Here is a 24914-nt window from a genome sequence, read left to right on the forward strand (position 1 = left end):
ATGAAAACTAAGAAAACAAGATTATTTAAAATCATTATAATTATATCAATTGGATTTATTCTAGTAGGGTGCTGGGATAATAAAGAATTGGATACTATTTCAATAGTAACTGGTGTTGGTATAGATGCAGCAAATGATGAGGATAAAATTGATCTTATATTGCAAATAGGAAAAATAAACAAAAGTAATTCCGATTCATTTAGAAGTGAAAGTGTTACTGATGATTCAATAATTTTAGCAACAGAAGATAAAGGCATATTATCTGCCATAGATAAGCTTCAGAAGCAAACTACTAGAGATTTATTTATGCATCATAATCAAGTAGTTATATTTGGAAAAGATCAGACAATAAAAGGAATTCAGCCTTATATAGATGCACTTCTCAGACAACATGATATGCGAATGGAAACCTTAGTATTTATGGCAGAAGGTAAGGCTAAGGATATTCTTCATAACACTATGGAGCAGGAAAAAATATCTTCTTTAGGAATTACCAGAATGGTTGAAGCGGCTAATAGATATTATGAATCTTATTCAATTAGAATATTGGATCTTACCTCTATGATAATTGATAAAACTACAGCTCCTGTAATTCCCATAGTGAAATTACAGGATAATGGAGAATATTCAAGGCTATTTTTATCTGGATTGGCTGTTCTTAATGATGGAAAACTCATTGGTGAATTAAATGAAACCGAAACTAGGGGATATACTTGGATTATGGATAAATTTAAAATAACTTTTATAGAGGTAAATATAAAAGAGGGTTTTTCAAACCTGAATATAACCAATATTAAGCATAAGATGAAACCTGAAATTAGAAATGGAGGTGAATTAGTGATATCCTTGGAGATTATTGGAGATATAATAATTTCTGAGATACAAGGATTTAATAATATGACTGTGAAAGAGGTAACAGACATATTAGTGGAAGAAGGGAAAAAAACAATAAATAAAGAGATACAAGCTTGTTTGAATAAAAGTCAAGAGTTAAACGCAGATTTTCTAAGATTCGGTGTGGAATTCTATAAAAGATTTCCTAAAGAATCAGAGCAAATAAAAAATGATTGGGATAGTATGTATCCAGAAATTAAATTATCTACAAATATTAAATTAAATTTAATAGATACTGGTAAGATTGTAAATTCTTTAAATATGAAAGAGGGAAATTAGATGCAAATAGACAAAGGGAAAATTTCAGGGATTCAATTTATGTTTACTGTAGCTTGTTTTATACAATCTTCATCTTTGCTGACATCGTTTTTTACATCTATTACAAAGCAAGACTCGTGGATAGTTGTGATATTAGGCTTTGTAATGTCAATACCTTCTTTACTGATATACACATACATTATGAAAATATTTCCAGATAAAAATTTAATGGAGATTAATAATATAGTTTTCGGTCCTATTATAGGAAAAGTGGTTTCAGTTCTGTATTTATGGTTTTTCTTAACATTATCCGCTTTAAATACAAAGGACTTGGGAGACTTTGTACAAAAAACAACAATGCAAAATACTCCCCCCATAATTATTTTAGTAGTATTTATTTTATTATGTGCTTGGGCGGTAAGAAACGGAGTAAAAGTTGTGACTAGATATAGTATGTTTTTTACATTAATTGCAATATTAATAGTTCTATCGACAATTTTTTTTACTATAAACCAAATGAAAATAGATAATTTTTTACCTATGTTAGAACAACCTAAAATGGTATATATTCAGGGGACTCATATTATATCAACTATTCCTTTTGGAGAACTTATAGTGTTTTTAATGATTAATCCAAACTTAGAAATTGAGCCTAAGAAAAGAAGAAAATATTTTTTTTATGGATTTATAGTCGGAGGTCTGACTCTATTAATTATAGTTCTTAGAGATACGGCAGTACTAGGAAATACAATAAAGATATTTGCTTTACCACCTTTTGAAACTCTTCGGCTGATAAGTATACATTCTGCACTGAGTAGAGTGGAAGTTCTTTTTGCAGTTAGTCTAATTATGCTTATGTTTTTTAAAATTTGTATATTATACTATGTTACAGTTATGAGCATTGCATATATATTTAAACTACAATCATTTAAATCTTTGGTCATAAGTGTAGGAATAATTATTATAATATATTCCTTTAATATATATCCTTCTATAATAGCACATATTAATTCAGCAAGTAAAACAGCTCCGTTTGAATGGTTTATGTTTGAAACCATTTTACCGCTTATTACCATAATGGTTGCCAGAATTAGAAAATTACCTAAATTGAAAAAAGGAATGATTTAATGTTATATGTGTTAGTAGTATTTATAATAATAGGATTTATGGATTTGGGAGGATTAATAAAATCAAATAAAAAAAAACAATTTAAAGTAACTCTTTTAGTAATGGCTGTAGCTTTCATTTTATCTACTCTATATGCATTAGATTATAGATTGCCTAGCCCCATGCTTGCATTAGACAAATTTGTCAGAGAAGTGTTAGGATTAGGGTATTAATAAATAACTATAAAAATTGGTTCTTGATATCAAATTTTATAGTTATTTATTTTTAGCTACTTTTATTAAATTCTTCAGCAAGTATTGCCAAAATATTGTATAATTTAGACAATGACTGCTATCTTAGTTTGTTAAGGGGGAGATTCTAATGAATATAGAAACCTTTTCAGAGGCATTGACTAAAGTTTATATTGATAATCCATGTAGAATTCAGGCTACTGCTCTATGGAAAACACTTGAACAAATTGGTAATTTCCATAGCAATTTTACAATAGAAAAAGATGAGGTGAAAAGTTTAAAGCTTTGGAATAAAAGAATGTTACATACATTTTGGAATACAAATAAAAATTATATAGATGAGCAAGATTTAGGGCAATTTAATATGATTCTGGTTCATCAATCTCAATTTAATGACAATATAAAAGAACAATTCCCTAATAAAAAATCATATTTCAAGCTGCTACATAATAATAAAGATATTATAGATATCAATATACCAGAAAACTATTATATTAGAGAAGTTGATATTAATACAGAGATACAAATGGTTTCAGATTTAATATGTAATTGTTATGATGATATCAAGCCAAATGTGGACGAAGTACTAAAATGGACGAAACATCCTGTATTTCATAATAATTTATGGATATGGATAATAGAGAAAAAAATAGAAAAGCCAGTTGCACTTGGAATTGCTGAACTAGATATGAATATTAAAGAAGGAGCATTAGAGTGGATCCAAGTATTACCATCTTATCATGGAAATAAACTAGGTAAGGTATTGGTTATAGAGCTATTGAAACGGTTAGAACCATATGCTGACTTTACTATAGTCTCAGGAGAAGTAGATAACATAACCAATCCGGAAAGACTATACAGAAGCTGTGGGTTTGTTGGAGATGATACTTGGCATATTATGAGAAGATGACATAGATGAACTATATTAATAAGGAGAGAGATTATTAGTGATATAGCAATATTTTCATAACGAGTAGGAAAGCTCTACTTTAATGCCCTATATTAAGCTTGACCTAATTGAGTTTTAAGCAGATTGCCGAAATCTTTGATTTCGTGCAAGTTGCTTATGCACTGGGCAAGAAGAGTTACCTATAATGCTTTATTAGAAGATTTTCTTATAGAATTTATATATTTGGAGGAACTTTTATGATAATTTGGATTAATGGAGCATTTGGAAGCGGAAAAACCAATGTAGCATATGAATTAAATAGACGGATAGAGAGTTCATATGTATATGATCCAGAAGAAATAGGATATTTTATTAGAGATAATATACCTAAAGAATTGAAACTAGATGATTTTCAAGACTTTCCAATTTGGAGAGACTTTAATTATCAAATGCTTGAATATATGAGCAAACATTATAATGGTATTATCATTGTACCCATGACAATGACAAGTGATTTATATTATAATGAAATACTGGAAAGATTAAGGCAAAGAGGTGTTAATATTAAACACTTTACTTTGATGGCTGATAAAGAAATATTGATTAGAAGATTAAGAAAAAGAGGAGATGGCAAGAATTCATGGGCTGCTAAGCAAATAGACAGATGCATAAATTCTTTAGATAATCCTATTTTTAAAGAGCATATTGATACAAATAAAATGACAGTTTATGAAGTAGTTGATTATATAGGTAAATCGTGTAGAATTGACTTGTTACCTGATAATAGAAACTTAACTAGGAAAAAACTAGATAAGTTTAAAATATGGGTTAGACATATAAGACTATTGAAGTAGCATTATAAAATCCTAGAATGGTTGCTCAATCAAGATTAATTGTTGTAAAATTATAGAAAGTAGGGAACTATATGAAAGCATATGTAGGAATTAAATATTATAAAGATTATAGAAATAGGGCAATTATTGATAAGATTTTAGTAGCTCTTGAAAAGATAGGATATAAGACTAGTTGTATTGTCAGAGATATACAAAACAATGACCAAGTTGAATATAGTCCATATGAGCTAATGCAATTAACCTTTAAAGAAATTAATGAATGTGATTTAGTTATTATTGAATTAAGTGAAAAGGGAGTAGGTCTAGGTATCGAAGCAGGATATGCTTTTGCGCGAGGTATACCGATTATTACCCTAGCCAAACAGGGGTCAGATATATCTGAGACATTAGAAGGCATATCTAAAAAAATACTTTTCTATGATGATAACCAAGAAATAGATAGGTTATTTAATAAATTTCTGTAAATAAAATGTAATAGGTAAATGGAGGTAATAGTGTGTATGATATTATAATCATAGGTGGCGGACCAGCAGGAGCAACATTAGCAAGGTTAATTGGAAAAGATTATAAAGTCCTAGTATTAGAAAGAAGAGATTTTCAGGAAAGTTACGAATATAACAGAGTGAAGCCCTGTGGCGGATTAATAGCACCAGACGCTCAATTAATGCTGGCAAAGTTTGGATTAGGTGTGCCTAAGTCTGTTCTTATGAGTCCTCAGCTATTTGCAGTTCGTGTTTTAGATTTTGACAATTCCAATGAAAGATATTATCAGAGAAACTATATTAACATAGATAGAGAAGGATTTGATAAATGGCTAGCTAGTTTGATACCATCCCAGACCGACATTATCTATAATTGTATGTATAAATCTTATAAGACTACTGATGATGGTGTTATAGTAAAGTTTATTTACAATGGAAAAGAATGTGAAGAGAAGGCAAAGATAATAGTCGGTGCAGATGGAGCATTTTCAAAAGTCAGGAAACAAGGATTTAAGAGTTTCCCCGATCCTAACATTTACATATCTATACAAGAATGGTTTAAGACTGATTGTGATTTAGATTATTATGGTGCAATCTTTGATAGGGAGATAACTGATTTTTATTCTTGGACTATTCCAAAAGAAGATCATCTGATTGTAGGTTCTGCATTAAAGCCAAATGACAATGTGCATAAAAAGTTTCAATTATTAAAGGAAAAATTAAAAAAACAGGGATTTAGATTAGAGAATAGTATTAAGATAGAAGGAACACATTTATTAAGACCTAAGAAATCAAATCAAGTATGCACTGGTAACAATCAAATTGCATTAATTGGAGAAGCTGCTGGTTTTATAAGCCCTAGCTCTGCTGAGGGATTAAGTTATGCTTTTAGAAGTTCCTTAGCACTTGCAAAGGCATTAAGAGAAGATTTTTCCAAATATAATATATTATATAACTCCTACACTAAATCATTGCTATGGAATATTAGAATGAAGAATATAAAGATCCCTGCTATGTACAATAAACATTTAAGAAATCTTATTATGAAGACAGGAGTGCTAAGCGTTAAAGTAGAAAATTTCGAAAAAAGATATTAAAAGGTTTAATTCAACCAACAGATTTTGAAGTACTAGAGAGTTCCTTTGAACTTATTAAATACATTGAAAATGAAGGTGAGAGAGGCTTTTTAGTGACATATGTTTTTAAAAAGAAATAAAGGAAAAAACAGAGGAAAGCAGCTTTAGTAGCCCAGATATAGGGTATAAAATAAAGCAGAGGTGATATTATGAGTCTATTAAGAAGTATTTTCGGACCAAGTCAAGAAGAAATATGGAGTCAATTTGCAAATGAGATAGGAGCAGATTTTATAAATGAGGGATTTTGGAAATCCAAAAAGGTAGTTGCTAGATTTGAAAATTGGGTAGTTACATTGGATACATATACACAATCCACCGGAAAAACAAGTACAACATACACTAGGATAAGAGCACCTTATGTAAATAAAGATGGGTTTAATTTTAAGATATATAAAAGTGGATGGTTTAGTGAAATAGGAAAAACTTTAGGCATGCAGGATGTAGAAATAGGATATCCAGAATTTGATGAGAAATTTATTATAAAAGGAAATGATGAGGCAAAACTAATAGAACTATTTTCAAGTGATAAGATTCGTGAACTTATAAGTTCTCAAGATAATATATATCTTGAAGTAAAAAATGATGAAGGTTGGTTTGGTACAGATTTTCCAGAAGGAGTTGATGAACTCTATTTCCAAACCATGGGAGTAATTAAAGATATTGAGAGACTTAAGAGTTTATATATGCTATTTGCATTGGTATTAGATAAACTTTGTATAATGGGTTCGGCATATGATGAAGGTCCAGAGATTACATTGAAGTAAAAGACAAATAAAGCTAGTGTTATATTTGGAAGCTGATATTTCACATTTAGAATGATAGTATTGTTAAATTTCAAAGTATAGGAGAAGAGGGAGAAAATGTTTTTTGTATTTGGAATATCTACAAAGGAAAAAAGTATTGATTTTGTTCAAACTATGATATGTCCAAATTGTAGTTCCTATGGACGATTGGAAGTTTTTATGACTTATACATATTTTAGTTTGTTTTTCATTCCAATTTTTAAATGGAATAAAAAATATTATGTAAGAAGTACTTGCTGTGGTAGTCTATTTACTATAAATGAAGATTTAGGGAAAGCTATTGAAAGAGGGAAAAAGAGTAGGATTGATGAATCTGAATTATATCCTATAAATATAAATTATAATAAGGAGCAAGTTTGTCCAAATTGTAATTATTCAATTGATACTGATTTTGAGTATTGTCCTAAATGCGGAAGAAAGCTTTAATAAGGTTTTATAGGAAAATATGATATTATGAATTTAGATGAAATATGGGGGGAGAGCCGTGTGGAATAAATTAGATAAACCATGGCAAGAAGCTTTTAAGTTAGCATGGGAAGCTTATAAAAGAGGAACAATACCAATTGGATGTGTAATTACATCAAAAGATGGTAATATAGTATCTAGAGGGAAAAATCAGATTTTTGATGAAATAAGTGACAATTCAATTGCAGGAACTAATATGGCTCATGCTGAGATAAATGCAATGCTAGGATTGAGAGAGAATAATCATCCTGATATAAGAAGTTACATATTATATACAACTATGGAGCCTTGTCCCATGTGTTTTGGTACAATGGTTATGATGAATATACGAAATATACAATACGGAGCACAAGATAGATTTGCAGGTGCTATATCATTAAACGATAAACTTGATTATATTAAAAATAAGAAAATAGTCGCGAAAAAAGGAGAAGATGAGATAGAGGTTTTCCAACTAATATTACAGGCTGCTTATGAATATGAGCGGAAACATCCTAGAATGGAAGATATATTAAATACATGGAGAGAAACGAATAATTTAGCTATAGATTTTGGAAAAGAGTTAAATAGAATTGGATATTTCCTACAGGCAGCTAAAGATAATAAAGATATCGAGGAAGTATACAGTGATGTGATAGAAAAATATTTAGAACAAGTAACATGTCCTATTTGTGGTAAAAATAATAACTGTAGACATAGTAAAGAATGCTGGTGTCATAATGTTGTAATACCAAAGGGAATTTTAGATATAATTCCTGAAGATAAGAAGGGAAAGGCTTGCATATGCAAATCTTGTATTGATAAATATAGGAGTTGATAATGTGACTATAGAAAAATTGAAATCAATAATTAATGATAGTGGCAATATTATATTTTTTGGGGGCGCAGGAGTATCTACTGAAAGTCATATACCTGATTTCAGATCTACAGCAGGTCTTTATAATACCTCTAAGAATTTAAAGTATCCTCCTGAATATATGTTAAGTCATACATGCTATAAAAGAGATACTGAAGATTTTTTTGAGTTTTACAGAACTAAAATGATATATACAGAAGCAAGACCAAACTTAGCACATATTACATTGGCAGAGCTAGAGAATAGAGGAAATCTTAAAGCTATAATTACACAAAATATTGATGGGCTTCATCAGATGGCAGGGGCAAAGAATGTACTAGAACTTCATGGTTCAGTGCATAGAAATTATTGTGATAGATGTAATAAATTCTTTTCCTTAGATTATGTACTTAGATCTCATCTAGTACCTACGTGTGATATATGTGGCGGAATCGTAAAACCAGATGTAGTTCTTTATGAAGAAAGCTTAAATATGAATATATTAAATAAAGCCATAGAATATATTAGGAATGCTGACGTTTTAATAGTAGGTGGAACATCTCTAACAGTTTATCCAGCTGCAAGTTTAGTTGAATATTATAGAGGAAATAAATTAATTTTAATCAACAAATCCGAGACACAATATGATAGAAGAGCTTTACTTAACTTTAATAGTAGCATAGGAGAAGTATTAGGCAGTATATTATAAAATAAAGATTAAAATTAAAACGCTATAAAGGAGTAGGGGAAGATGATAAAATATTTATTAAAAACATCCTAATCATGTAAAAATAGCTGAATATATGAGAAAAGTAAGAGAGTCTAGAGTAGTAGTTGATTATGAAATATAAGGAGATTTTCAATGAATCAAGTCATAAAATTATTAGAGGAAATTATTTTTAGTGATGAAATAATATATGGAGTACTTAGTAATTTAAGAAAGAAAGATGAGGACTGCTTTAATAAAGTAACCATAAAACCTGTACTTATAAGAGAAGAAATAAAATTGCAATTCGTGTATGAATATAAAAACAAAGTATTGCATAAAAATCTCGATGCTTCGGAAGCGATAAAGGAAATCGAAAATCTATTAATACAAAGTTTTAGGCAGGGAGTAATTTTTACAAGGGAAGCAGATTACCAGATATTGATAAATAAGAAAGGGAAAGCTTCTATTTTAAAAAAGAAGCCTACAAAAGAGAAAGCAGACCTATCACATAATAGAAAAAAGTCTTATATAATTGAAGATGGAGAAGCAGTTGACTTTCTAATAAGACTAGGCGTAATGAATGAAAAAGGTAAAGTAGTTTCTAAAAGATACGATAAGTTTAGGCAGATAAATAGATTTCTAGAGATGGTAGCTGATGTTATCTCAAAGATAGATAAGGATAAAACATTAAATATAATAGATTTTGGATGTGGAAAATCATATTTAACTTTTGCATTATATTATTATCTAGTAAATATTTTAGGTTTAGATGTAAATATAATAGGTCTTGACTTGAAAGAAGATGTAATTAATTTTTGTAACGAAGTAGCAATTGATTTAAATTATGATAGATTAAAATTTGTTTATGGGGATATTAAAGATTATGAAGCATTTAGTAATGTAGATATGGTTGTTACTCTTCATGCTTGCGATATTGCTACTGATGCAGCGTTAGTTAAGGCTGTAAATTGGGAGGCAGAGGCTATTCTTTCGGTACCTTGTTGTCAGCATGAAATCTATGATAAAATTGACAATGTAACATTAGAACCAATGTTAAAGCATGGAATAATAAAGGAAAAGTTAGCATCTTTAGTGACAGATAGTCTAAGAGCCAATGTTTTAGAAATTTTAGGTTATCAAGTACAATTGCTGGAATTCATAGATATGGAACATACGCCTAAAAATATATTGATAAGGGCAGTAAAAAATAACGATAAGGATAATAAAGAATATATAGATAAATACATGAAGTTTAAAGAATTCTGGGGATTAAGAGATTTATATATTGAAAAGGAGTTTGGAGAGAGATTAGAGTCACAGCTAAATAAATAGACTATTAAAGATCCTAATATTAGGGTCTTTAATCTATTTAGAGAGTTGTAAAACTAAATAATTGTCTGATAATGTCGATAGTAATTATATTAACAATCATTTATACAATCAGAGAAAGAGGAGATAAAATGAAGAGAATTAGTACAAGAATCGTAATAACAGTTCTAAGCTGTGCTATAGCAATGTCTATGCTAGTTGGTGTGACTAGTATATTTAGGAGTACAAGTGTAATAGAAAAAGAGATGAAGTCTGCCCTCGATTATCAGACACAACTCTATATGAAAGATTATAATTTAAATTTAGCTTTTTATGAAACGACAGCAACTGCTATATATCAAAATATTGATACTACTATTGATATAAATAGATTACATGAAGAAGGATATCTTTCTAACTATAGTGACACCTTTTTAGGGCCAATAGTAGCGAGAATGTCCAAAGATGCTAAAGAATCTCTTGGAATATTTATAGCATTTGATTCTAAATATACTGGAAGAACAGAGGGAGTATGGGCTCACTTTGATGAAAAGGGAAATGTGAAAAAGGCACTGCCTACAGGATTTACTAGTAAAGATGAAAATAATCCAAAATTTTCTTGGTATTTTGATTGCATAAAACTAGGTAAGGGATTATGGAGTGATATGTATATTAGTAATGCCAACTTAAATGTAATTACATATTCGATGCCTATTATTATCAATAATACACCTATTGGTGCAATAGGCATAGACCTTAGTGTAGAGGAATTGGTAAATACTGTTAAAAATATAAAGCTATATGATACAGGATATGCTTTCTTGCTTAATAAGGATTATGATTACTTGATTCATCCAACATTAGATAGTAGTAGTAATTTGAAAACCATGAATGATGGAGAATATAGTTATATCGTAGATGAAATAGAGAGTAAAGGTGCAGGAGTGACAGATGTTGAATTTGGAGGTGAAGGAAAAGTTATGGCTTTTTCAAAGCTATATGATGATAAAATTATAATCATGACTGTACCAAAAGACGAAATATTAAAGGAAATGTATAATACTATTTATATTATCTTAGGGGTTGTTCTTATAGCAGCAGTATTAACAACTTTTATTTCTTTTGTTTTGGGAAAAAAGATTTCTAATCCAATAGTGTTTTCAGCAGAGATATTGAATACGACATCTAAGTTGGATTTAACTCATATTGAAGAAACTAAGGAAATAAGGGATCTACTTAATAGAAAAGACGAAGTGGGTTCTATATTTAGAGCTACTGGAGCTTTGAGGGAAGAAATGAGAAAAGCAATAAAATCAATAGAAGATACTACAATAAATATTGTAGAAAATACTGCTAGCCTGACTACAGCTACTCATGAAACTACTCAATCGATAAATGATATGGCTAAAACTGTAGAAGAACTGGCACAAGCTTCTATGGGACAAGCTGAAGATGCAGAAACAGGTTCGGAAAAATTATATAGATTAGCTAATGAAATAAAGGCAGCAGTAGAAAACGGTGAAACATTAGTAGAAAGCTCAGCAAAGGCTCAAAGAATAAGTGAAGAAGGCTCGAAATCTATGGAGAATATGGTAGAGAAATTCAATATAACAAATAAATCTACTCTTATGGTTGCAGAGAATATCAACTCTCTATCAGAAAAATCTCAATCCATTGGAAGTATATTAAATACTATAATTAGTATTTCCGAACAAACCAACCTATTGGCCTTAAATGCTGCGATAGAAGCAGCTAGGGCGGGTGAGGCAGGAAGAGGATTTGCTGTAGTAGCAGAAGAAATAAGAAAATTATCAGAGCAAACAGGTCATGCTACTAAGAGTATAGAAGATATATTAAATGCAATTCAATCTGAAGTTGAAACCACAAAGGTAAGTATGGATGAATCAGAGGAATCATTAAATGATGCAAATAATACTTTAGAACAAGTTAAAAAAAGCTTTGATGAAATATATAAAGCCATATTAATATCTATGGAAGCTATAAAACAATTAGATGAAAGATTAGAAGTAGTAGATAATGAAAAAGAAGATGTAATACTGGCTATTCAAAGTATATCTTCTGTAACGGAAGAGACTGCAGCATCTACAGAAGAATTATCAGCTTCTATGGAGGAACAGGCTGCAACAATGGAAACTGTAGCTAATAATACAAATAATTTATCCAATACTATACAAAAGTTAAATGAATTAGTCAACAGATTTAAATTATAGTAATAAGCTATAAAAAGGCTGAGCTAGAGAGTTTCCATTAGCTCAGCTTTCTTCTTAAACTATATTATCAATTTTGGCTGCTAAAATAAAATCATTTTCATGAAGTCCTTTAATTTTATGTGTCCAAAGTTTTAAAACCACCTTACCCCAAGAAAGATATATATCAGGATGATGCCCTTCCTTTTCAGCTAGTTCACCTACCTTATTGGTAAAATTTAATGCCTCTATAAAGTCTTTAAATTTATATGTCTTTTCGATGTATTTTCTCTCCATTACTTGCCAACCATCTTTAAGATTTTTCAAATAATCATAAATCTCCTCTTGATTTAAAGGAGCTGCACCTATGTTACAGGGAATACACTTTTTAGATAATAAATCATTCATATAAACACCTCCGACATAAGAAATTACTTTTATTCTATCTATACCCAATAATAAGAGATAAAAAGCTTCTATTGAAAGATTATAGGTAGTTTTACTGTAATCCATCGAGGTGAATTTTCATAAAATTAAAAGTAAATCAGACTTTTCTATGGATTATGAAAAGTTATAATATGTAAATTTATTACTGGCAGAAGAAGATTTAATTTTTTTGTAACATCTTGTATAATAGCAATATGATATAATAAAGAGAAATTAGGTATAATTTGTACAATTACATGAATACGCGGAGGAAAAAAGATGAAGAAGATAGTTTTTATTATAGTAGCTATTGTGCTTACAGCAACTGTAATAGGAATCATAAAAAGATCAGAAGATAATGTAGATGATTTTCTATCAAATTCCAATAATTTTTCTTTAGACAAATCTATTCAGAGGGAAGATTCAGTTGATGAAATAGTCTCTGATTTCTCTATTAAAGTTGAGGATAAATATATATCAATAAGAGAGCACCATAACAACTTAAGTAGTATACTAGGTACTCCAATATCAGAAGAAATCGAAATATTAGGTGAAGAATCTGATACATTTAATGGTTCTCGCATTAAAACCTTAACTTATGATGGTTTAATAATAGAAGAGTTTTCACCAGAAAAAGCAGGAAATGGTGGTTTCTGGATTTTATCTATGACGGTTACAAATGAAAATTATTCTACAGAGAAGGGGTTAACTATAGGAGATAAGTTAGATAGGATAAAAGAACTTTATGGAAATGTTGAAATCTTAAAAGATGGAAGAACAGATTCGAATAACTGTGCTTATATATTTAAAGATGATGTTGAACCTAACTTTATTGTATTTGAAGTTGAAGATGGAATTACTAATGAAATAAGAATTTATCATGAGCTGCAATAATTTATATTAGTAATATGATATAATAAAGGAAAATTTAGGAGGGGTATTATGTATAGATATTCACCATTTGATACATTCTCAATTATGGGGGCTATTTTCCCAATATTTTTTTTATTGGTTTTTGGTATTATTATATTTACTATTATAAAAGGAATTAGTGAATGGAGTTCAAATAATAAACAACCAGTTCTAAAAGTAGTAGCTAAACTAGTTACTAAAAGAACTAATACTTCACATCATAATAACCATAATAATATGCATTCGTCTACTAGCACATCTTATTATGCTACCTTTGAAGTTGAATCTGGAGATAGGATGGAGTTTCATATATCAGGTAAGGAATATGGAATGTTAGTTGAAGGTGATATTGGAAAACTTACATTTCAGGGAACTAGATATCATGGATTTGAAAGGATTGGATCAAGTGATGAAGAATAATTTATCTATAACTAGTTATAAAAAAGCAAATAAGAGCTTTTTAAGGGAAGTATTGGAGTGGATAATGACTATTGGAATTACAATTATAGTAACTTTATTTGTTTTAGGAAATATATTTTCTATGACTGAGGTAAACGGAGAGTCTATGGAGCCAAGTTTTGCTGATGGTGAGAAAATATTCATTTATAAGCTTGGCTATAGTTTTTCTCAACCTAAGGCAGGTGAAATAGCAATTCTTAGTAAGTCTCAGAGTAAAAAAGGAATAATTATCAATACTATTACAGAAGGCAAAGATATTATTGATAATATTTATAGTAAGATTACAAAGAATATAGAAGTAAAGTATATAATAAAAAGAGTAATAGCTGTACCAGGAGATATTGTAGATATTAAAGATGGGAATGTAACTGTAAATGGACAAAAACTAGAGGAAAGTTATGCAAGAGGACAAACCTTTGAAAATTCGAATTTTTCTTATCCTTTAACCATTCCAGAAAACAAGGTATTTGTTTTAGGAGATAATAGAGAAAATAGTACTGATAGCAGGATATTAGGATTAATAGATTATGAACAGATTAAAGGAAAAGTAGTATTTAGGTTTTGGCCTGTTAAAAGAATCGGGAAGATAGGATAAGTTTTACAATAAAGTAAAAATAATTATTGTATATTTAAATTTTTAATGGAGTTGATATAATGAAAATCGATAACTGGGTTAAAGTTATATTGGATGCCCTTTATGATGGAGTATTAATAGCAGATGATAAGGGAGTTGTAAAATATATAAACCCAGCCTATACTAGGATAACTAAAGTAGAATTTGAAGATATAGTAGATAAACCATTATCAGAAACTAGACCTGGTGCTCGTTTGCCTTCTGTTATTGAGAGTGGTAAGCAAATATTAGGAGCACCAAGAAAAGTTGGGGATGTTGAATATATTGTGAATATGGCTCCTATAATAGAAAGTGGAAAAATTATTGGTGGAATTTCTATAGCAAATGAAATAGGTGATCTTTACAAATTATCTGAAGAATTAAGAAAGTCTAATTCTACTATAAAAAAGCTAGAAGAGCGTATGAAAGGCATTGAGAAAGCACGTTATTCTTTTAAGGATATTATATCAGTAGATAAAAAATCTATAGATACGAAAAATTTAGCTGTCAAGATAGCCAATACAGATTCTAATGTATTGATTACTGGGGAAAGTGGGACTGGTAAGGAGCTATATGCGCATGCTATACATAATGCAAGCAATCGTCAAAATGGTCCCTTTATAGCTATAAATAGTGCTACTTTCGATGGAAATTTGTTAGAATCTGAACTTTTTGGATATGAAGAAGGAGCTTTTACTGGAGCGAAAAAGGGTGGTAAAATAGGTTTATTTGAGTTGGCAAATGGAGGAACTATTTTTTTAGATGAAATAGGAGAAATGCAACTTGGCCTCCAAGCTAAATTGTTAAGAGTTCTTCAAGAAAAGACTATTAGAAGAATAGGCGGCTTAGAAGAAATAGATATAGATGTAAGAGTAATTGCCGCTACTAATAGAAACTTAGAACAGATGATCAAAGAAAATAAATTTAGAGAAGATTTGTTCTATAGGATAGCAATTTTTCCAGTAAATGTACTTCCTTTAAAAGAAAGAAAAGAAGATATTAGACATTTTATTGACTTCTTTTTAAATAGTATCTCCTATAAAATGAAAAGGGCTACGAATATTTGTCCTGAGGCAGAAGACATACTTATTAATTATTCCTGGCCTGGAAATGTAAGGGAGTTAAAAAATGCTCTAGAATTTGCTGCAAATATGACTGAGGATTTTAACATCCGAGAAGAACATTTGCCGAAGATAATTCAGATTCAAAGTGTAAAAAATAATCTAGCGAAACTAAAGCCTATGGAAGAGGTAGTGAGACAGGCTGAGTTGGCTGAGATTGAAAAAGCTTTATCCATATATGGACATGATGTAGAGGGGAAGAGCAAGGCTGCTGAAGCTCTTGGAATTTCATTAGCAACCCTTTATAACAAAATGAAACAGGCTTCTTTCTAATTTTATAGAAAGAAGCCTGCTTTTTTATAAGAATTTAGAAATTCATTTATACAGTATTAAGGATTAGTTGAACTCCTTCAATGATTAAGGGTAGTTGATATAATTCTAATAATTTAGAATTATATCCATTATTAAATTTAGCTTTTGAACAATTTTCTTGAAACTTGGATATTAATTTATTTATTAATAATAATTTAAATTTAAAAAACATGTAAATATCAAGGATTTCAAATATTATTCTAGAAACCATCTAATACTTGGCATAATGTTTGCAATATTTAGTGGACAAATGAAATTATTATTTAGGAGGTATAGTATGTTAGCATTATTAGGTTTATTAACTATTGTTGTTTTACTAGTTCTTATTATGACCAAGAAGGCATCTCCTGTTGTAGCTTTAATAGTGGTGCCTGCAGTAGCGGCTGTAATTGGCGGATTTGGTGGCGAACTTAATACATTTATTACAGATGGAATCAAAGCTATTGCCCCTACAGGTACAATGTTTATTTTTGCAATTTTATTCTTTGGTGTTTTAACTGATGCGGGAACTTTTGACCCTATAATTAAAAAAATCTTAAAAGTAGTTGGAAGTGATCCTGTAAAGATAGCAATAGGAACTGCTGTATTAGCTATGCTTGTTCATTTAGACGGATCAGGTGCTGTTACTTTTTTAGTAACTATTCCTGCAATGCTTCCTGTATACGATGCACTAGGAATGCAAAGAAGCACTTTAGCAACTATAGTTGCATTAGCTGCAGGTACAATGAATATTGTGCCATGGGGTGGACCAACTTTAAGAGCTGCCTCATCTTTAAATGTACCTGTTACTGAACTTTTTAATCCTATGTTAGTTCCAGTATTAGTTGGTTTGTTGTTTGTGATTTTTATATCTTATAGATTAGGTGTTAAAGAGAAAAAAAGAATTGGCAATGTTCAATTAAAAGACATTGAAACAACTACATCTGTAGATGAAGAAAAAGCAAAACTTGCAAGACCTCATATGTTTTGGATAAATATATTAACTATTATAATTTGTGTAGTTGTCTTGATAATGGGAAAATTGTCTCCAACAGTGATATTTATGTTTGCTTTTGCCTTTTCACTAGTTATTAACTATCCTAATATAAAAGATCAAAGAGATAGAGTGGATGCTCATGCAAAGGCAGCACTGATGATGGCAAGTATTCTATTTGCAGCTGGTGCTTTCACTGGTATATTAAAAGGTGCAGGAATGTTAACGGCTATGGCAGAGGCTACTGTTGCAATAGTACCTGCATCTATAGGTAAATTTTTACCAATTATTACGGGCATATTTGCTATGCCAGCTAGTTTGTTATTTGATCCTGATTCCTTTTATTTTGGGGTATTGCCTGTTCTTTCCGAGGCAGCTAGCGCTTTTGGCGTAAATAGTTTGAATGTTGGAAGGGCAGCTATTCTAGGCCAGATGACTACAGGATTCCCAATTAGTCCGTTAACTGGTGCTACATTTTTATTAATAGGATTGACAGGAGTGGACTTAGGTGATCATCAAAAGAAAACTATACCATATGCCTTTGCGACAACTATTATTATGTTAATTGTTGCTTTGATAATTGGAGTAATTTCTATCTAGATAATTAACTGAAACATAAACTATATAAGGGAGGATTTATTATGAGAAAAATACGTATAGGCTCTGGTGCTGGATATGGTGGTGATAGGTTAGAACCAGCTTTAGAGATAATGGAAAATGGTGATGTAGATTATATAATTTTTGAGTGTTTGGCTGAGAGAACCATAGCTATAGCTCAAGAGCAAAAACTTAAGAATCCAGAAAAAGGATATAATGGACTTTTAGAATATAGAATGGATAAGGTTTTACCATTATGTGCAAGTAATAAAATAAAAGTAATAACTAATATGGGTGCGGCTAACCCTTTGGCAGCAGTAAAGGTGGTAAAAGAGATGGCAAATTCAAAAGGATTACAAGGATTGAAGATTGCTGCCGTATTAGGTGATGATATAAGCGAGTATATTACAGATTATATGGGTTATGATGTTTTGGAATTAGATACTAAACTTAGTTCTCTAGAGGGAAAAATTGTATCAGCCAATGTATACTTGGGAATCGATGGTATAGTTGAAGCTTTAAAAAATGGTGCCGATATTGTAATCACAGGACGTTGTGCAGACCCATCATTGGTGCTGGCTCCTTTAGTATACGAATTTGGTTGGGAATCTAATAATTATGATTTAATAGGGAAGGGAATTATGATAGGTCATTTATTAGAATGTGGAGGACAGGTTACAGGAGGGTATTTTGCAGACCCTGGTTATAAAGATGTTCCTGATCTATGGAATTTAGGTTTCCCAATTGCAGAAGTTATGGAAAATGGAGATGTAGTTATAACAAAAGTTGAAGGCTCCGGAGGAATTATCACCACAGGGACTTGTAAAGAGCAACTTCTCTATGAAATTCATGATCCATCATCCTATATTACTCCAGATGGGATTGCTGACTATACAAGAGTTACCATGGAAGAAATTAAGAAGAATAATATACTTGTAAGAGGTGCTAAAGGCAGAAAAAAACCAAATACCTTAAAGGTAAGTATTGGATATAGGGATAGTTATATTGGTGAAGGTGAAATTAGCTACGGCGGATCTGGTGCCTATGAAAGAGCTAAATTGGCTGGTGAAATAATAAAGAAAAGATTAGATATTATTGGTTGCAAGTATGATGAACTTAGAATAGATTATATTGGAGTCAATTCTTTGTATAAAGATAATATAAGTGATAACATGTTTTCTGATAAAACTTTAAGCAAAGAAGTTAGATTAAGAGTAGCAGGCAGAACCAGTTCAAAAGAGGAAGCCAAAAAAATAGCAAGAGAAGTGGAAGCTTTATATACTAATGGACCAGCTGCAGGTGGAGGAGCAATAAATGCCGTGAAAGAAGTAATAGCAATTGCGTCTATATTTGTTCCTAGAGAAGATATAAACATAGATGTTACTTATGAGGAGGTATAGATTATGAAACTACGTGAAATTGCCCATTCTAGAACAGGAGATAAGGGAAATATATCTAATATTTCTTTAATAGTATATAATGAAGAAGATTATAAAATTATTCAAGAAAAGGTAACAGCAGAAAAAGTAAAAGAATGGTTTAAAGATATAGTTCGAGGAGAAGTGGTAAGATATGAATTACCACTACTTTGTAGCCTTAACTTTGTCATGGATCAAGCCTTAGGTGGTGGAGTAACTAGATCACTGGCTGTTGATAAACATGGTAAAAGTCTTAGTTCAGCCCTCTTAGAAATGGAAATATAGATGTATTAATATAATTATTTAATGTCCCTAATAGCATTAATTACATATAAATTATTGCTATCAGGGACATTATTAGTTATAGTTAAATTATATAGTATTAATTAAGCATAACATATGTAAAGTAGGGAGTGATAACTTGAAATATGAATGGAGAAAACAAGATAAAAGTTTATATTTATCTAAGAGCAAACCTGAAGTAATAGATGTACCAGCGATGAATTATTTTATGATAGATGGAAAAGGCAATCCTAATGACCCTTCATTTTCAGATTATATAGAAGTACTATATTCATTATCCTATGCAGTTAGAATGAGTTACAAATCAGAAATAGTTCCGGAGGGATATTATGAATATACAGTTTTTCCTTTGGAGGGGATTTGGGATTTAGCTGAAGAAGCTAGAGATAAAGAATTCTTAGATAAGAACAAGTTAATCTATACTTTGATGATTAGACAACCAGAATTTGTAACAGAAAAATTGGCAAGGGACATAATTGAAAGAGTAAAGATTAAAAAATCAAATAAATTGTTAGATAAAGTTAGATTTAATAGCCTTCATGAAGGGTTATGTGTTCAGATGATGCATATAGGAAGCTATGATGATGAACCTAAAAGTTTTAGAATTATGGAAGAGTATTGCATGGCAAATGGTTTAATTAGAAAAGAAAAAACACATAGAGAAATATATATTTCAGACTTCAGAAAAACCCAACCTGAAAAATTGAAAACTGTTTTGAGATTTAAAGTCACAATATAAATTAATAAAGAAGAGTAATTATGGAAAACATAAGATATCATAGTTTTGAAAGGGCGTCGTTGTTAATGAGGTTAAATAGAGAATTCTATGAACGAAATACCATATTAGTTGCAAGGGATTTATTGGGAAAGATTTTAGTATATAATGATGGAGAAAATATATATAGAGGAAAGATAGTTGAAACAGAGGCCTATATAAATGCAAAGGATGATGGTGCTCATTTTAATAAAGGTCTGACGGACAGGACGAGGATAATAGATGAAGTTGGAGGACATGTCTACATCTATACAATATATGGTATGTATCTATGTTTCAATATTGTAGCAGAAAAAAAGGGAGTACATGGAGCTGTATTGATTAGAGCTATAGAACCAATAGAGGGAATAGAAAAAATGTATGTAAATAGATATAAAAAGTTATATGAAAATCCACCAAGAAAAGAGATTATAAACCTAACTAATGGACCGGCAAAATTTATCATGGCATACGGTATTACAAAAGAACTTTATGGAGCAGATGTAGTTACAGATTCAAAGATTTGGGTAGAAGATGCACCACAATTATTATTAGATGAAATTGTAAGAAGTAAACGAATTAATATAGATTATGCAGAAATGGCTAAAGATTATCTGTTGAGGTTTTATATTAGAGATAATCCTTTTGTATCGAGAAAATAGTTATAATAGATATCAGAGCAAAAAAATTTTGCTCTTTTATTTTTTCCGGGAACTTTTACATGTGTTTATTCATCTAATTAGTAAGGGGAAGGAGGGGATGGACATTATCAAGCTTGATAACAAAATACTAGTTAAAAAAGTAAAATCAGGGGATTTAGAAAGCTTAATGCATTGGGTTATGGAAGGAAAAGATAAATTTTATAAAATAGCTTGGTCTTATGTATATAATCATCAGGATATTGAAGATATCTTTCAAAACACAATAATAAAAGTTCATGAGAAAATCAATACACTTAAAGATATTGAACTATTTGAGACTTGGTTTATATCCATATTAATAAATGAATGTAGGCAGTGTCTGAAAAGTAGAAAAAAGGAATTGCTTCATGAAGACATGGGAATCTATTATTATCATGTTGATGAATATAATTTTTTTCAAGAAATCAATTCTATTGATGAAATATTTAGAGAATCTGTTGTATTAAAATATGTAGTTGGATACAGTCAGGAGGAGATATCACAAATATTAGACATCCCTATAGGAACAGTGAAATCCCGAATATACAGAGGATTAAGAGAGCTTAGAAGCTTATTAAAGGAGGTGTAGCTGTGGATTGTAATCTAATTAAAGATAAAATGTTAGATTATATAGATGGAGTGTTGAATGAAGAAGAGGAGATATTGTTTAGAGATCACATAGAAGAATGTAATAAATGTAGTATTGAATATAAAGAGACTAAGTCTGCAATAGATTATATAGAAAGCAATGTAAATAAGATTAATGTAATACAGACTATAAACTTAAAACTGAAAGAGTATAGAATTAAACCTATAATAAAGTTTAGAAGAACTACTTTTATTGCAATTATACTTTTATTTATTCTAATGGTTACTGCTATTGCCACAGATAGTTTAGAGGACTTACAATGGTGGAAAAAGGATAGCGAAAAAACAATTACAGCTTGGGAAAAATTGCTTAATAAAGGAGTGGGGCAGAAGTTAAATATATCTGTAATAGATAAGGATATTAAAGTTACGGCTGAGGGAGTAATAGCAGATGAATTAAACACAATTATATTTCTTAGGATAGAAGATTTAAAAGGTGATTTAAGATTTGGAGCTACTACAAGGATAGATGAAGATTCATTTTTAAATGAAGATTTCCCAATTAAGGTTGGGGGTGATATTTTGGATCATTCTGAAAAAGCTAATAATTCCCAAGGTGAAGAGTTACCAGTAATAGCCTCTTATTCAAATTTATATTCAGAAGAAAAAAATACTATCAGAATCATGGTAAGTACTAGAAGTCTAAATGTAGATGAGGGAAATATAAATGTTTATATAGACAAATTATCTACCGTGCTTAATAAAGATGATAAAGCTACAATAAGTATAGAAGGAAGCTGGAACCTAAAAATCCCTGCCAAGAAAATAAAATCTAAATCCTATAATCTAGACAAGACTATTGAATTTGACGGAAATGAAGTTGTTATACAAAAAATAACTATAGCACCAACTAAAACTAATATAGAGTATAAAATGAAAAATTATAATGAAAAACGTGGGTATTCACTAGAAGATGTAAGATTTTCAATCAGATATAGACTTAAAAAGTATGGGTATTCGACTTTATCCTCTGGGCCTGGCTATATTCACAGGAATCCCAAAAATGAGCCTGGATATTCAATAGGGAATCAGATTCTTGAATCCTTATATCTGGAAAGTCCCAACAGGATAAAATTTATTATAGAGTCTTATGAATATGCTGTAGAGGAGAGTAAAAGCTATGATATCTTTATAAATAATCTACCTCAAACTATAGAATACAATGGGAATAAAATAACTATTGAAGAGATTGTATATAATAAAGACAATACTGAAGTTAGAGTAAGAGAAGACACAAGTAAAAATAGAAAATATAGCAGTTCTATTTTTAAAATCACGGCTAAGGATAATCCATCAGCCTTTTCTCGCAGTATGGTAACGGATTATGAATTTAGAGATAAAAAGGACAGAGCGTTAAAGAAGGGAGAAGGAGATGGAAATAGTCGCTTGTTCTATAAGGAGCAGAAGATAGAGCTGAAAAATGGCTTAGTATGGGGGAAACCAGAAATACATGAATCCAAAACTGAGGAATTAATTCCTGAAAAATTTCATGTACAAGGACAAAGATATATTGAATACCTAAATAAAGAAACAACTATAAAACTAAAGTAGTGGATATCCACTACTTTTTGTTATAACTAGAGGAAAACGGGTAAAAATACGAAAATATGTAAATAATTTAAGTAAAATAAACAGGGGTGATTCTGTGGAAAAAACTTTTATCATGATCAAGTCCGATGGAGTAAAAAGAGGACTTATAGGGGAAATCATAGGGAGAATTGAAAGAAAGGGATTTAAAATAACAAAAGCAAAACTATTTCAACCAGGTAGAGAGTTGATAGAAGAGCACTATATGGAGCATAGAGAAAAGCCTTTTTTTAGAGAATTAGTTAATTTTATTTTAGAAGGACCTGTTATGGCTCTGGAAGTAGAGGGAGAATCAGCTATAGAGGTTATGAGACTAATGATAGGACATAGGGATTTTAAAATAGCTGCACCTGGTACCATAAGGGGAGATTTTGCAAATTCTTTAACAGAAAATATAATACATGGTTCAGATTCAGTAGTTAGTGCAGAGAGAGAATTAAATTTGTGGTTTAACTAGAACAGCCTTAGGGCTGTTTTTTTATGGACTAGTAAATTTTTCATCATTCAATAAAGAAGTTCACAATGCAATAAATATAAATTATAATAGATAGTGTCAAAAGTAATGATGTTTGAATAAAGATATAATTATAATATAGAATTTTAATGGAGATGACTATGATGAAAATAATAATTCAAAAATTTGGTGGAACTTCTGTAATGAATGATGAGCGAAGGAATTTAGCTATAGATAAGATCAAAGCAGCAATAGATAAACATTTAAATCCTGTTGTAGTAGTATCTGCTATTGGAAGGGCAGGAGATCCATATGCAACAGATACGTTGATTCAACTTGCTAAATCTGTAGGGATAGAACCTAATCCAAGAGAATTGGATATTTTAATGGCATGTGGAGAAATTATATCTGCTACTGTTATGGCAAATACACTAAAGGTAAGAGGATATGAAGCAGCCGTATTCACTGGTGGGCAGGCAGGTATTATAACGGATGAGAACTTTTTGGATGCGAAAATATTACATGTTGAACCTATGAGAATATTAAAGAGCTTAGAAGAAGGAATTATACCAATAATTGCAGGGTTCCAAGGAACCACAGAAAAAGGAGATATTACAACATTAGGAAGAGGAGGATCTGATGTAACTGCATCTATAATGGGGGAAGCCTTAAATGCTGAATTAGTAGAAATATATACAGATGTAGATGGAGTAATGACTGCAGATCCTAAAATAGTACCCGACGCTAAGGTAATGGATACAATATTTTATAATGAAGTATTTCAAATGGCAGAGTATGGTGCAAAAGTATTGCATCCTAAGGCAGTAGAAATAGCAATGCGTTCTAATATACCCATAGTTATTAGAAATACAAGTTCAGACTATAATGGTACATTAATTACCAATTATCATAGAACTAGATCTTATATAGAAGAAGATACGAGAATAATTACATCAGTTGCTAATATAAATAATAGAATTCAAGTTAAGATAATACCTGATAAATTAGACTATGAGAGTCAAGAAATATTATTTGACAGTATTGCAAAGGCGGGAGTAAGTATTGACATGATAAATATATACCCCGAACAAATATTTTTTATAATAGATGAGAAGCAATCAATAGTATTAGAGGCAGTATTGAAAGAATTGAATTATGAATATGAATTAATTACTGATTGTACTAAAGTTACTATTATTGGTAATAGGATGAGAGGTATACCTGGAGTAATGGCAAAGGCTGTTTCAGCATTAGTAAAGGAAAACATAGAAATACTTCAGACATCAGACTCCCATACTACAATTTCTTGCCTAATAAAAAGTGAGCATACAAATAGAGCGGTAAATGCTTTACACAAATATTTTGAACTGGGTAAATAATTTAGGAACGGTGATTACACCGTTCTTTTATAATCCATAGAAAAAATAAATTTTGTTTAATTATAACCTTTCCTATATGG

The 24914-nt window shown here is 30.3% G+C and carries 27 protein-coding genes; 26 read left to right on the forward strand and 1 reads right to left on the reverse strand.

What is annotated here, in order from left to right:
* From RDK80_RS05515 to RDK80_RS05575, 13 genes are all read left to right on the forward strand, one after another.
* A complete protein-coding gene (locus RDK80_RS05515; protein ID WP_308523739.1) occupies positions 1–1173 on the forward strand; it encodes a Ger(x)C family spore germination protein in 1173 nt (390 codons plus the stop codon).
* Entirely contained in the window at positions 1174–2280 is a 1107-nt protein-coding gene (locus RDK80_RS05520; RefSeq protein WP_216556133.1) for an endospore germination permease, read from the forward strand.
* Positions 2280–2492, forward strand: a complete 213-nt coding sequence (locus RDK80_RS05525; RefSeq protein ID WP_216556136.1) for a hypothetical protein — start codon at positions 2280–2282, stop codon at positions 2490–2492. Before RDK80_RS05520 ends, RDK80_RS05525 begins: the two co-directional genes overlap by 1 nt.
* A 148-nt stretch (positions 2493–2640) precedes the next feature.
* On the forward strand, positions 2641–3420 hold the full coding sequence (locus tag RDK80_RS05530; RefSeq protein ID WP_216556139.1) for a GNAT family N-acetyltransferase: 780 nt from the start codon (positions 2641–2643) through the stop codon (positions 3418–3420).
* 236 nt (positions 3421–3656) lie between these two features.
* Complete coding sequence (locus tag RDK80_RS05535) at positions 3657–4253, forward strand: AAA family ATPase (RefSeq protein WP_216557275.1); 597 nt, start codon at positions 3657–3659, stop codon at positions 4251–4253.
* Positions 4254–4324: 71 nt separating this feature from the next.
* Positions 4325–4717 (forward strand): hypothetical protein, encoded by a 393-nt coding sequence (locus RDK80_RS05540; protein WP_216557278.1) that lies wholly within the window; start codon positions 4325–4327, stop codon positions 4715–4717.
* A gap of 32 nt (positions 4718–4749) precedes the next feature.
* The gene (locus RDK80_RS05545) at positions 4750–5832 is read left to right on the forward strand and encodes an FAD-binding protein (RefSeq protein WP_216557281.1); all 1083 of its coding nucleotides are present in this window, start codon (positions 4750–4752) and stop codon (positions 5830–5832) included.
* Positions 5833–6020: 188 nt separating this feature from the next.
* Positions 6021–6635 (forward strand): hypothetical protein, encoded by a 615-nt coding sequence (locus RDK80_RS05550; protein ID WP_216557284.1) that lies wholly within the window; start codon positions 6021–6023, stop codon positions 6633–6635.
* 96 nt (positions 6636–6731) lie between these two features.
* A complete protein-coding gene (locus RDK80_RS05555; RefSeq protein ID WP_216557287.1) occupies positions 6732–7100 on the forward strand; it encodes a zinc ribbon domain-containing protein in 369 nt (122 codons plus the stop codon).
* A gap of 58 nt (positions 7101–7158) precedes the next feature.
* Entirely contained in the window at positions 7159–7956 is a 798-nt protein-coding gene (locus RDK80_RS05560) for a cysteine-rich CWC family protein (RefSeq protein ID WP_216557290.1), read from the forward strand.
* A 4-nt stretch (positions 7957–7960) separates the two neighbouring features.
* The gene (locus RDK80_RS05565; protein WP_308523740.1) at positions 7961–8683 is read left to right on the forward strand and encodes an NAD-dependent protein deacylase; all 723 of its coding nucleotides are present in this window, start codon (positions 7961–7963) and stop codon (positions 8681–8683) included.
* A 153-nt stretch (positions 8684–8836) separates the two neighbouring features.
* On the forward strand, positions 8837–10015 hold the full coding sequence (locus RDK80_RS05570; protein ID WP_094902242.1) for an SAM-dependent methyltransferase: 1179 nt from the start codon (positions 8837–8839) through the stop codon (positions 10013–10015).
* A 128-nt stretch (positions 10016–10143) separates the two neighbouring features.
* Positions 10144–12222 (forward strand): methyl-accepting chemotaxis protein, encoded by a 2079-nt coding sequence (locus tag RDK80_RS05575; RefSeq protein ID WP_216557294.1) that lies wholly within the window; start codon positions 10144–10146, stop codon positions 12220–12222.
* A 54-nt stretch (positions 12223–12276) separates the two neighbouring features.
* Here RDK80_RS05575 and RDK80_RS05580 read toward each other — a convergent pair whose 3' ends face one another.
* Positions 12277–12606, reverse strand: coding sequence for a 4a-hydroxytetrahydrobiopterin dehydratase (locus RDK80_RS05580; RefSeq protein ID WP_216557297.1), 330 nt, complete (start codon positions 12604–12606; stop codon positions 12277–12279).
* A 297-nt stretch (positions 12607–12903) separates the two neighbouring features.
* Here RDK80_RS05580 and RDK80_RS05585 point away from each other — a divergent pair, with 297 nt between their 5' ends.
* From RDK80_RS05585 to dapG, 13 genes are all read left to right on the forward strand, one after another.
* Positions 12904–13518 (forward strand): hypothetical protein, encoded by a 615-nt coding sequence (locus tag RDK80_RS05585; protein ID WP_216557300.1) that lies wholly within the window; start codon positions 12904–12906, stop codon positions 13516–13518.
* Positions 13519–13566: 48 nt separating this feature from the next.
* The gene (locus RDK80_RS05590) at positions 13567–13956 is read left to right on the forward strand and encodes a DUF2500 domain-containing protein (RefSeq protein ID WP_216557303.1); all 390 of its coding nucleotides are present in this window, start codon (positions 13567–13569) and stop codon (positions 13954–13956) included.
* Positions 13946–14590 carry a signal peptidase I gene (gene lepB / locus RDK80_RS05595; RefSeq protein ID WP_308523748.1) on the forward strand — a complete coding sequence of 215 codons (645 nt, stop codon included), beginning with the start codon at positions 13946–13948 and terminating at the stop codon, positions 14588–14590. Before RDK80_RS05590 ends, lepB begins: the two co-directional genes overlap by 11 nt.
* A 59-nt stretch (positions 14591–14649) precedes the next feature.
* Entirely contained in the window at positions 14650–16002 is a 1353-nt protein-coding gene (locus RDK80_RS05600) for a sigma-54-dependent Fis family transcriptional regulator (RefSeq protein WP_216557311.1), read from the forward strand.
* Between the two features lie 316 nt (positions 16003–16318).
* Entirely contained in the window at positions 16319–17614 is a 1296-nt protein-coding gene (locus RDK80_RS05605; RefSeq protein ID WP_216557313.1) for a CitMHS family transporter, read from the forward strand.
* 41 nt (positions 17615–17655) lie between these two features.
* Positions 17656–19011, forward strand: coding sequence for an acyclic terpene utilization AtuA family protein (locus RDK80_RS05610; RefSeq protein ID WP_216557316.1), 1356 nt, complete (start codon positions 17656–17658; stop codon positions 19009–19011).
* A 3-nt stretch (positions 19012–19014) separates the two neighbouring features.
* Positions 19015–19314, forward strand: a complete 300-nt coding sequence (locus RDK80_RS05615) for a hypothetical protein (protein ID WP_216557319.1) — start codon at positions 19015–19017, stop codon at positions 19312–19314.
* A 136-nt stretch (positions 19315–19450) separates the two neighbouring features.
* Positions 19451–20071 carry a GyrI-like domain-containing protein gene (locus RDK80_RS05620; protein ID WP_216557322.1) on the forward strand — a complete coding sequence of 207 codons (621 nt, stop codon included), beginning with the start codon at positions 19451–19453 and terminating at the stop codon, positions 20069–20071.
* A gap of 20 nt (positions 20072–20091) precedes the next feature.
* Positions 20092–20748 carry a DNA-3-methyladenine glycosylase gene (locus RDK80_RS05625; protein WP_246565670.1) on the forward strand — a complete coding sequence of 219 codons (657 nt, stop codon included), beginning with the start codon at positions 20092–20094 and terminating at the stop codon, positions 20746–20748.
* A 97-nt stretch (positions 20749–20845) separates the two neighbouring features.
* Complete coding sequence (locus tag RDK80_RS05630) at positions 20846–21355, forward strand: RNA polymerase sigma factor (protein WP_216557327.1); 510 nt, start codon at positions 20846–20848, stop codon at positions 21353–21355.
* 2 nt (positions 21356–21357) lie between these two features.
* Entirely contained in the window at positions 21358–22965 is a 1608-nt protein-coding gene (locus tag RDK80_RS05635; RefSeq protein WP_308523741.1) for a DUF4179 domain-containing protein, read from the forward strand.
* Positions 22966–23059: 94 nt separating this feature from the next.
* Positions 23060–23458 (forward strand): nucleoside-diphosphate kinase, encoded by a 399-nt coding sequence (gene ndk, locus RDK80_RS05640; protein ID WP_216557332.1) that lies wholly within the window; start codon positions 23060–23062, stop codon positions 23456–23458.
* Between the two features lie 161 nt (positions 23459–23619).
* Entirely contained in the window at positions 23620–24834 is a 1215-nt protein-coding gene (dapG, locus tag RDK80_RS05645; protein WP_216557335.1) for an aspartate kinase, read from the forward strand.
* The last annotated feature ends 80 nt before the right edge of the window (positions 24835–24914 follow it).

It is taken from the genome of uncultured Tissierella sp. (assembly GCF_902479755.1).
Lineage (GTDB): Bacteria > Bacillota > Clostridia > Tissierellales > Tissierellaceae > Tissierella > Tissierella carlieri.

Coding starts and splice junctions, on each gene's coding strand:
- RDK80_RS05615 (WP_216557319.1), top strand. CDS start 19,015: ATGAAACTACGTGAAATTGCCCATTCTAGAACAGGAGATAAGGGAAAT.
- dapG (WP_216557335.1), top strand. CDS start 23,620: ATGAAAATAATAATTCAAAAATTTGGTGGAACTTCTGTAATGAATGAT.
- RDK80_RS05550 (WP_216557284.1), top strand. CDS start 6,021: ATGAGTCTATTAAGAAGTATTTTCGGACCAAGTCAAGAAGAAATATGG.
- RDK80_RS05575 (WP_216557294.1), top strand. CDS start 10,144: ATGAAGAGAATTAGTACAAGAATCGTAATAACAGTTCTAAGCTGTGCT.
- RDK80_RS05520 (WP_216556133.1), top strand. CDS start 1,174: ATGCAAATAGACAAAGGGAAAATTTCAGGGATTCAATTTATGTTTACT.
- RDK80_RS05530 (WP_216556139.1), top strand. CDS start 2,641: ATGAATATAGAAACCTTTTCAGAGGCATTGACTAAAGTTTATATTGAT.
- RDK80_RS05570 (WP_094902242.1), top strand. CDS start 8,837: ATGAATCAAGTCATAAAATTATTAGAGGAAATTATTTTTAGTGATGAA.
- RDK80_RS05610 (WP_216557316.1), top strand. CDS start 17,656: ATGAGAAAAATACGTATAGGCTCTGGTGCTGGATATGGTGGTGATAGG.
- RDK80_RS05580 (WP_216557297.1), bottom strand. CDS start 12,606: ATGAATGATTTATTATCTAAAAAGTGTATTCCCTGTAACATAGGTGCA.
- RDK80_RS05585 (WP_216557300.1), top strand. CDS start 12,904: ATGAAGAAGATAGTTTTTATTATAGTAGCTATTGTGCTTACAGCAACT.
- RDK80_RS05590 (WP_216557303.1), top strand. CDS start 13,567: ATGTATAGATATTCACCATTTGATACATTCTCAATTATGGGGGCTATT.
- RDK80_RS05605 (WP_216557313.1), top strand. CDS start 16,319: ATGTTAGCATTATTAGGTTTATTAACTATTGTTGTTTTACTAGTTCTT.
- RDK80_RS05630 (WP_216557327.1), top strand. CDS start 20,846: ATGGACATTATCAAGCTTGATAACAAAATACTAGTTAAAAAAGTAAAA.
- RDK80_RS05540 (WP_216557278.1), top strand. CDS start 4,325: ATGAAAGCATATGTAGGAATTAAATATTATAAAGATTATAGAAATAGG.
- RDK80_RS05535 (WP_216557275.1), top strand. CDS start 3,657: ATGATAATTTGGATTAATGGAGCATTTGGAAGCGGAAAAACCAATGTA.
- RDK80_RS05625 (WP_246565670.1), top strand. CDS start 20,092: ATGGAAAACATAAGATATCATAGTTTTGAAAGGGCGTCGTTGTTAATG.
- RDK80_RS05515 (WP_308523739.1), top strand. CDS start 1: ATGAAAACTAAGAAAACAAGATTATTTAAAATCATTATAATTATATCA.
- RDK80_RS05555 (WP_216557287.1), top strand. CDS start 6,732: ATGTTTTTTGTATTTGGAATATCTACAAAGGAAAAAAGTATTGATTTT.
- RDK80_RS05525 (WP_216556136.1), top strand. CDS start 2,280: ATGTTATATGTGTTAGTAGTATTTATAATAATAGGATTTATGGATTTG.
- RDK80_RS05600 (WP_216557311.1), top strand. CDS start 14,650: ATGAAAATCGATAACTGGGTTAAAGTTATATTGGATGCCCTTTATGAT.
- lepB (WP_308523748.1), top strand. CDS start 13,946: ATGAAGAATAATTTATCTATAACTAGTTATAAAAAAGCAAATAAGAGC.